Source organism: Streptomyces sp. SID5910 (assembly GCF_009862125.1).
Taxonomy (GTDB): Bacteria; Actinomycetota; Actinomycetes; order Streptomycetales; family Streptomycetaceae; genus Streptomyces.
This window is the reverse complement of sequence record NZ_WWHX01000689.1, coordinates 1-6,450: the sequence shown is the minus strand read 5'-3', so window position 1 is coordinate 6,450 and position 6,450 is coordinate 1. Positions and strand designations below refer to the sequence as shown.

General features: G+C 73.2%; 7 protein-coding genes. 4 read left to right on the top strand and 3 right to left on the bottom strand.

Annotated features, from left to right (window positions below; translation table 11 throughout):
* Positions 1-45: 45 nt before the first annotated feature.
* Positions 46-804, bottom strand: coding sequence for a TetR/AcrR family transcriptional regulator (locus GTW67_RS23880; RefSeq protein WP_161166852.1), 759 nt, complete (start codon positions 802-804; stop codon positions 46-48).
* A 443-nt stretch (positions 805-1,247) separates the two neighbouring features.
* On the opposite strand from GTW67_RS23880, the gene GTW67_RS23875 reads away from it, so the two are divergent.
* The 3 genes from GTW67_RS23875 to GTW67_RS23865 all read left to right on the top strand — a co-directional run bounded on the left by GTW67_RS23875 (position 1,248) and on the right by GTW67_RS23865 (position 5,212).
* On the top strand, positions 1,248-2,762 hold the full coding sequence (locus GTW67_RS23875; protein ID WP_161166851.1) for an APC family permease: 1,515 nt from the start codon (positions 1,248-1,250) through the stop codon (positions 2,760-2,762).
* A 61-nt stretch (positions 2,763-2,823) separates the two neighbouring features.
* Positions 2,824-4,497 (top strand): amidohydrolase, encoded by a 1,674-nt coding sequence (locus GTW67_RS23870; protein ID WP_161166850.1) that lies wholly within the window; start codon positions 2,824-2,826, stop codon positions 4,495-4,497.
* Positions 4,498-4,555: 58 nt separating this feature from the next.
* On the top strand, positions 4,556-5,212 hold the full coding sequence (locus GTW67_RS23865; protein WP_161166849.1) for a TOPRIM nucleotidyl transferase/hydrolase domain-containing protein: 657 nt from the start codon (positions 4,556-4,558) through the stop codon (positions 5,210-5,212).
* On the opposite strand, the gene GTW67_RS23860 is transcribed toward GTW67_RS23865, so the two are convergent.
* Together GTW67_RS23860 and GTW67_RS23855 are read right to left on the bottom strand one after the other, a co-directional pair.
* Positions 5,169-5,369 (bottom strand): SCO3870 family protein, encoded by a 201-nt coding sequence (locus GTW67_RS23860; protein WP_161166848.1) that lies wholly within the window; start codon positions 5,367-5,369, stop codon positions 5,169-5,171. The genes GTW67_RS23865 and GTW67_RS23860 overlap by 44 nt on opposite strands.
* Positions 5,370-5,483: 114 nt before the next feature.
* Positions 5,484-5,894 carry an ATP-binding protein gene (locus tag GTW67_RS23855; RefSeq protein ID WP_161166847.1) on the bottom strand — a complete coding sequence of 137 codons (411 nt, stop codon included), beginning with the start codon at positions 5,892-5,894 and terminating at the stop codon, positions 5,484-5,486.
* 219 nt (positions 5,895-6,113) lie between these two features.
* Here GTW67_RS23855 and GTW67_RS23850 point away from each other — a divergent pair.
* A partial coding sequence (locus tag GTW67_RS23850) for a helix-turn-helix domain-containing protein (protein ID WP_161166846.1) occupies positions 6,114-6,450 on the top strand: 337 nt, incomplete at its 3' end.

The window sequence follows — 6,450 nt, the reverse complement described above, 5'->3', positions numbered from 1 at the left end:
TAGACGACGCTGCACCGCTGAGGACGCCGGTGCGGGGCGGCGCCCTCAGCGGGTGCCGTCCCGCCGCCCCTCGGGAGGCCCGTGCGGAGGCTGCTTCGGAGGACCTTTCCGAGGCCCCTGGGGAGCCCGCGCCGCCAGTGCCTCCAGCATCAGGTCCACCGCCTCCTCGAAGGAGCTCTCCGCCATCGCGGACAGCCCGTCGCGCGCCGTGGTCAGCGCCGGATACTCCTGTGGGTCGAGGCCGGTGTAGACGTTCCGCCAGGCCGTCCGGTCGGCCTCGCGCTGCTGCCCGGGGAGCGCCTGGAAGGCCGCCTCCGTGGCCGCGTGACTGAGCACGGTGTCGATGAACGCCAGGTAGAGCCGCGCCGCCGGGACGGGCTCGAAGCCCGCGGAGAGCAGCAGGCCGATTCCCGTGTCGACGGCCCGGATCTCGTGGGGGCGCCGGGTGATCCGGTACGAAGCCATGGCCGCCGCGCGCGGGTGGGCGAGATACCCGGCGCGGACCCGCAGGGCCATCTCCCGCAGCGAGGCCAGCCAGTCGTTGCCGGGCACGAACCCGGCCATCGCGTCGCCGATGATCCGGTCGGCGATGGCGAGCACCAGGTCGTCGGTGTCGTGGAAGTACCGGTACAGGGCGCTCGGGTCGCAGCCCAGGGCGGTGCCGAGCCGGCGCACGCTGAGCGCGTCGGGACCGTGCTGGCCGATCAGCCGCAGCGCGGTCTCGACGATCAGGTCCTCCGACAGCAGGACCCCGGAGCGGGTGGGCCGCCGCCGGCGCCGCTCCTGCGGGACACGGGACGTCATCGCGGTCTCCCTCCACGGGCCGGCCCACCACCTTGCGGCGGGCCGCCTTCCTGACCGGCCCGCCACGTGCCGGCGGGCGCTTCCTTCGAGACCGGCCAGCCACCTTCCGGCAGGCCGCCTCCATGCCCGGCCCACCACCCCCGGCGGGCTCCCTCTTGGGCCGGCCCGCCGCCTTCCGGCAGGCCGCCTTCATGACCGCCCACCACCTCCCGGCGGGCTACCTCCAGGGCCGGCTCACCACTCCCGGCGGGCCCCCGTGCATGCCCGGCCCGCCACCCTCCGGCGGGCCCCCTCCACGACCGGCCCGCCACCCTCCGGCCGACCCTTCCGCAGTGAACGGCTCCGCGCGCCCTTATGTCAACAGCATTGACGCAATCCCACGCCGGTTGTTCCATCACCTTGCCGCGCGGCTCTTCCCCGTCCCGCCTCCCGAGGAGCCCTCCATGTCATCCGTGCCGCCCCCGACCTCCGCACCCCCGTCCCGCCCCGCCCTGAAGCGCTCCCTCGGGGTCGTCGACGGTGTCGCGCTCGCCGCGTCCAGTACGGCCGCCACCACCAGCATCGCCATCGGCATGGGCACGGTCGCCTCCGTCGTCGGCCTCCAGGCGCCCGCCCTCCTGCTGCTGGCGTTCCTGCCGGTGCTCGGCATCGCGCTCGCCTACTCCCGCCTCAACCGCTCCGAGCCCAACTGCGGCAACGGCTACGTGTGGGTCGGCGCGTCCCTCAGCCCCTGGCTGGGCTTCCTGACCGGCTGGGTCACCGTGGTCGGCTCGATCGTCTTCTGCGCCTACACCAGCGCCGTCATGGGCTCGGTCCTGCTGATCATCGCCAACAGGGCCGGTGTGCACAGCCTCGCCGGGATCGCCCTGGACCCGACGTCCACGGGCGTCAGTACGGCGGTCGGGCTGGTGGTCCTGCTCCTCCTCGCCGTCCTGGCCGTGACCGGTACCCGTGTCGCCACCCGCCTCCAGTTCGGGCTGCTGGTCTTCGAGTACGCGGTGCTGCTGATCCTCTGCGGCTGGGCCCTGGCCACCGGCGACCACGCCTTCTCGCTCTCCTGGTTCAACCCGTTCGCGATCCCCGACGGCACCGCCTTCGCGCAGGGCATGGTGCTGGCGGTGTTCTTCTTCTGGGGCTGGGACGCGGCCTTCAGCGTCACCGAGGAGACCAGGAGCCCCGGCGACTCCGCCCGGGGAGGGCTCATCGCCCTGTTCGCCATGCTGGGGCTGTTCCTCTTCGCGTCGGTCGCCTTCCAGCGGGAGATGAGCCTGGGCGAGCTGATCCACAACGGCCCCCAGGCCCTGCCCTACCTCGGCGAGAAGCTGGCCGCCGAGCCGTGGGCGACGGTGCCCGTGATCGCGCTGATGTGTTCCGCCGTCGCCTCCGTCCAGGCGTCGCTGATCCCCATGGCGCGCGGACTGCTCGCCATGGGCCGCGACCGCACGATGGGGCCGGTGTGGACGCGGGTCCACCCCCGGTACGGCACTCCGGCCGCCGGAACGGTCGTCCTCGTCGCCATCGCCGCCGTGACCGCCGTACTGGCCGTCGCCATCCCCGAGCTGAGCGACATGCTGCTGGCCGCCGTCAGCGCGATCGGCCTGGTCGTCGCCCTGTACTACGGCCTCACCGCGCTGGCCTGCGCCGTCCGCTTCCGTTCCGCGCTGCGCGAGGGGCCGCGCGAGGCGCTGCTCGCCGTCGGCGTGCCCGCCGCGTCCAGCCTGGTCCTGCTGGGGCTCGGCGGCTACCTCGGATACTCGTACCTGACGATGAGCGACCACTTCGAACTCAGCCCGGACAACGGCTGGTTCATGTTCTCGCTGCCCGCCGGCATCGTCCTGTCCGGGCTCGTGATGGCCGCCGTGGCCAAGTACGTGCGGCGTGCCCCGTACTTCACCACGGGGCGCGGCACCGACGCGGAGTCCCTGACCACCCTGACGACGGACCACGAGACGGTCTGACGCCCCCGTCCGCCCCCGTCCGCCCCCACCAACCCACGGACCCCCCCGGAGTTCACCGCCCATGTCACACGCTCAGCCGACCACTTCCGCCCCCGCCGACCTCGTCCTCACCGGAGGCCCGGTGCACACCGTCGACCCCGCCCGCAGCCGCGCCACCTCCGTGGCCGTGCGCGGCGGGCGGATCGCGGCCGTCGGCCACGACGAGGTGCGCGAGCTGATCGGGCCGCGCACCGAGGTCGTCGACCTGGCGGGCAAGCTGCTGCTGCCCGGCTTCCAGGACGCGCACGTCCACCCGCAGGGCGCCGGCCTCGAACTCGGCCTGTGCCACCTCGGCGACACCACCGACCCGGACGAGTACGTACGCCGGATCAGGACGTACGCCGACGAGCACCCGGACGCCGAGTGGATCACCGGCGGCGGCTGGTCGATGGAGGCGTTCCCCGGCGGTACGCCCACCGCCGCGCTCCTCGACGCGATCGTGCCGGACCGGCCCGTGTTCCTGCCCAACCGCGACCACCACGGCGCCTGGGTCAACAGCAGGGCGCTGGAGCGGGCGGGCATCGACGCCCGCACCCCCGACCCCGCCGACGGCCGGATCGAGCGCGACGCCGACGGCAACCCGACCGGCATGCTCCAGGAGGGCGCGGCCCACCTGGTGGGCGGCCTGGTCCCGGACCCCACACCGGACGAACAGCTCGCCGCCCTCCTGCGCGCCCAGGCCGTCCTGCACGCGCACGGCGTCACCGCCTGGCAGGACGCCATCGTCGGCGCCTACACCAACATGACCGACCCGGCCCCCGCCTACCGGGCGGCCCTCGACCGGGGCCTCCTCACGGCCCGGGTCGTCGGCGCCCTGTGGTGGGACCGCGAGCGGGGCGCCGAGCAGATCCCCGAACTCGTCGCCCGCCGCGAGGAGCTGACCCGCGACCGCTTCCGCGCCACCACGGTGAAGGTCATGCAGGACGGCATCGCGGAGAACCACACGGCGGCCATGCTCGACCCGTACCTCACGGGCTGCGGCTGCGTCTCGGACAACAGCGGCATCAGCTTCGTCGCACCGGCGGACCTCAGGAAGTACGTCACGGAACTCGACGCGGCCGGATTCCAGGTGCACTTCCACGCCCTCGGCGACCGGGCGGTGCGGGAGGCGCTGGACGCGGTGCAGGCGGCCCGGGAGACCAACGGGTGGCGGGACACCCGGCACCACCTGGCCCACCTCCAGGTCGTGCACCCCGCCGACGTGCCCCGCTTCCGCGCCCTGGGCGCCACGGCCAACCTCCAGATGCTGTGGGCCGCCCACGAACCGCAGATGGACGAACTCACCCTGCCCTTCCTGGGCGCCGAACGCGGGGCGCGCCAGTACCCGTTCGGCGACCTGCTGCGCGCCGGCGCGACCCTGGCCGCGGGCAGCGACTGGCCGGTCAGCAGCCCCGACCCGCTCCAGGCCCTCCACGTCGCCGTCAACCGCGTCTCCCCGGAGGCGCCCGAGGGCACCCCGGCCTTCCTCCCCGGGCAGCGCCTCGACCTGGGCACGGCCGTCGCCGCGTACACGGCGGGGAGCGCCTACGCCAACCACCTGGACGACATCAGCGGCAGCATCACGGTCGGCAAGGCGGCCGACCTGGTCGTCCTCGACCGGGACCCGTTCGCCGGACCGCCCGAGGAGATCGGGGCCACGCGGGTCCTGGAGACGTTCGTGGCAGGCCGGCGCGTGCACGCGTCGCCGGACGCGTAGGCGCTCCGCGGGGAAAAATCGCTACCGCGGCCTCGGTGAAGGACGCAGACTCGGGCCCATGACGGACATGGGGTCGTTCCGGGACGCGGTCACCACGTGGGCGGCCGGAGGCCCCGGCGAGCCCGCACGCGCGCTGGCCGAGTGCCTGTCCGTGCGGACGGCGGTCCTGCTCGAAGGACGGAGCGACGCGGCGGCGATCGAGGCGCTGGCCGAGCGCGAGGGCCGGGACCTGGCGGCGGAGGGGATCTGCGTCCTCCCGATGGGCGGCGCGATGAACGTCGGCCGCTTCGCCCGCGTCCTCGGCCCGTCGGGCCTGGGGCTGGCTCTCGTCGGGCTGTGCGACGAACGGGAGCGGGGCTACTACGTCCGCGCCCTGGCCCCGGCGGACGCGGCACCGCAGGGCCTCTTCGTCTGCGCGGCCGACCTGGAGGACGAGCTGATCCGCGCGCTGGGCGTGCCCCGGGTGACGGAACTGGTCGAGGCGGAGGGCGACTTCCGCCCCCTGCGCACCTTCCTCCAACAGCCCGCACAGCGCGACCGCACGCCGGAACAGCGCATGCGGCGCTTCCTCGGCACGAAGAAGGGCCGCAAGATCCACTACGGCCGCGTCCTCACCGAGGCCCTCGCCCCCGACCGCATCCCCGCCCCGCTGGCCGGGCTGCTCGCCGCGCTCAGTTCGAGTGCGGACGCCCGTCTCGCACCCAGGTCACCATGACCAGCGCCGAGGTGATGAACATCAGGACGCTGAAGGTCGCCACGGACTCGGTGTACTGCCCGTAGCCGTCAGTGTCCAACCGGAGGGCGAGCGAACCGAGCGCTGTCCCCAGGGCGGCGGTCGCGGCGGCCATGGCGACGAACGGACCCTTCGTCATGGGTACTTCCTCCAAACGGCGAGACGACGCGTACCGTCGAGGCTACACGGAGGGCGCGTCGCAGCCGCGAACTCCTTTTTTCTCAACGGCTTTGTGGCGTCCCCAGGGTCCTTTTCAGGCCGCCGCCAGCTCGCACCACACGTACTTGCCCCGGTTGCCGTGTCTGGCCAGCGGATGCCACCCCCACACGTCGGCACACGCCCGCACCAGCGCCAGCCCCCGCCCGTCCTCCTGCCCGGCCTCCGCGTCGAACGCCCGGGGCGGCTGGGGCGGTTCGGGGTCCGCGTCCCAGGCCCCGATCCGCAAGGTCCCCGGCGGCGACCACCGCACACGCAGGGCGGCGGGCCCCTTGGTGTGCCGCACGGCGTTGGAGGCCAGCTCCGTCGCGAGGAGTTCGGCGACGTCGACGAGACGGATCAGCCCGTGCATGGTGAGGATCAGCCGAAGGGTACGGCGACTGACGGTGACGGCACGGAGGTCGTTGGGGAGGTAGAGGGAGTACTCCCAGGGCTCGCTTTCGGACATGCGGAACTCCATCGCGTGGGTGGGGCGGGGTGAGAACGGTCCCGGTGTCATTGCCGCGGCCGTCGTGGCAGGACGGAGCGGTGCGCTTCCGGTGGCCCGGTGCCGCACGGTGTGCGTCGCGTCACTGACGGTAGATCTAAATTTAGGGACGCAGCAAGTCGATCGCGTAATCTGACGCCGAACGAGTTGCACCAACCGGCGTGTGAGGGTGGCCAGTCGATGGTGAAGAGACGCGAACCGACGGCACGCCAGACGCGGCTGGCGACCGAACTGCGCAGGCTCCGCGAGGCAGCGGGTCTCAACTCCCGTCAGGCAGCCGCGCTGCTCGGCGTTGCCCCCGCCCAGATCACGCACATCGAGTCCGCGCTCGCAGGCGTGAGCGAGCAGCGCGTTCGCCGCCTCGGCTCCCACTACGCCTGCACCGATGAGGAGTTCATCGACGCCCTCGTGGCGATGGCCACCGACCGGACGAACGGATGGTGGGAGGAGTACCGGGGTCTCCTGCCCACGTCGTTCCTGGACCTGTCCGAGCTGGAGCACCACGCTCGGTTCCTTC

Bases quoted from the DNA above. Each gene is read 5' to 3' on its own strand.
- GTW67_RS23880 (WP_161166852.1), bottom strand. From the start codon at position 804: ATGACGTCCCGTGTCCCGCAGGAGCGGCGCCGGCGGCGGCCCACCCGC.
- GTW67_RS23875 (WP_161166851.1), top strand. From the start codon at position 1,248: ATGTCATCCGTGCCGCCCCCGACCTCCGCACCCCCGTCCCGCCCCGCC.
- GTW67_RS23870 (WP_161166850.1), top strand. From the start codon at position 2,824: ATGTCACACGCTCAGCCGACCACTTCCGCCCCCGCCGACCTCGTCCTC.
- GTW67_RS23865 (WP_161166849.1), top strand. From the start codon at position 4,556: ATGACGGACATGGGGTCGTTCCGGGACGCGGTCACCACGTGGGCGGCC.
- GTW67_RS23860 (WP_161166848.1), bottom strand. From the start codon at position 5,369: ATGACGAAGGGTCCGTTCGTCGCCATGGCCGCCGCGACCGCCGCCCTG.
- GTW67_RS23855 (WP_161166847.1), bottom strand. From the start codon at position 5,894: ATGTCCGAAAGCGAGCCCTGGGAGTACTCCCTCTACCTCCCCAACGAC.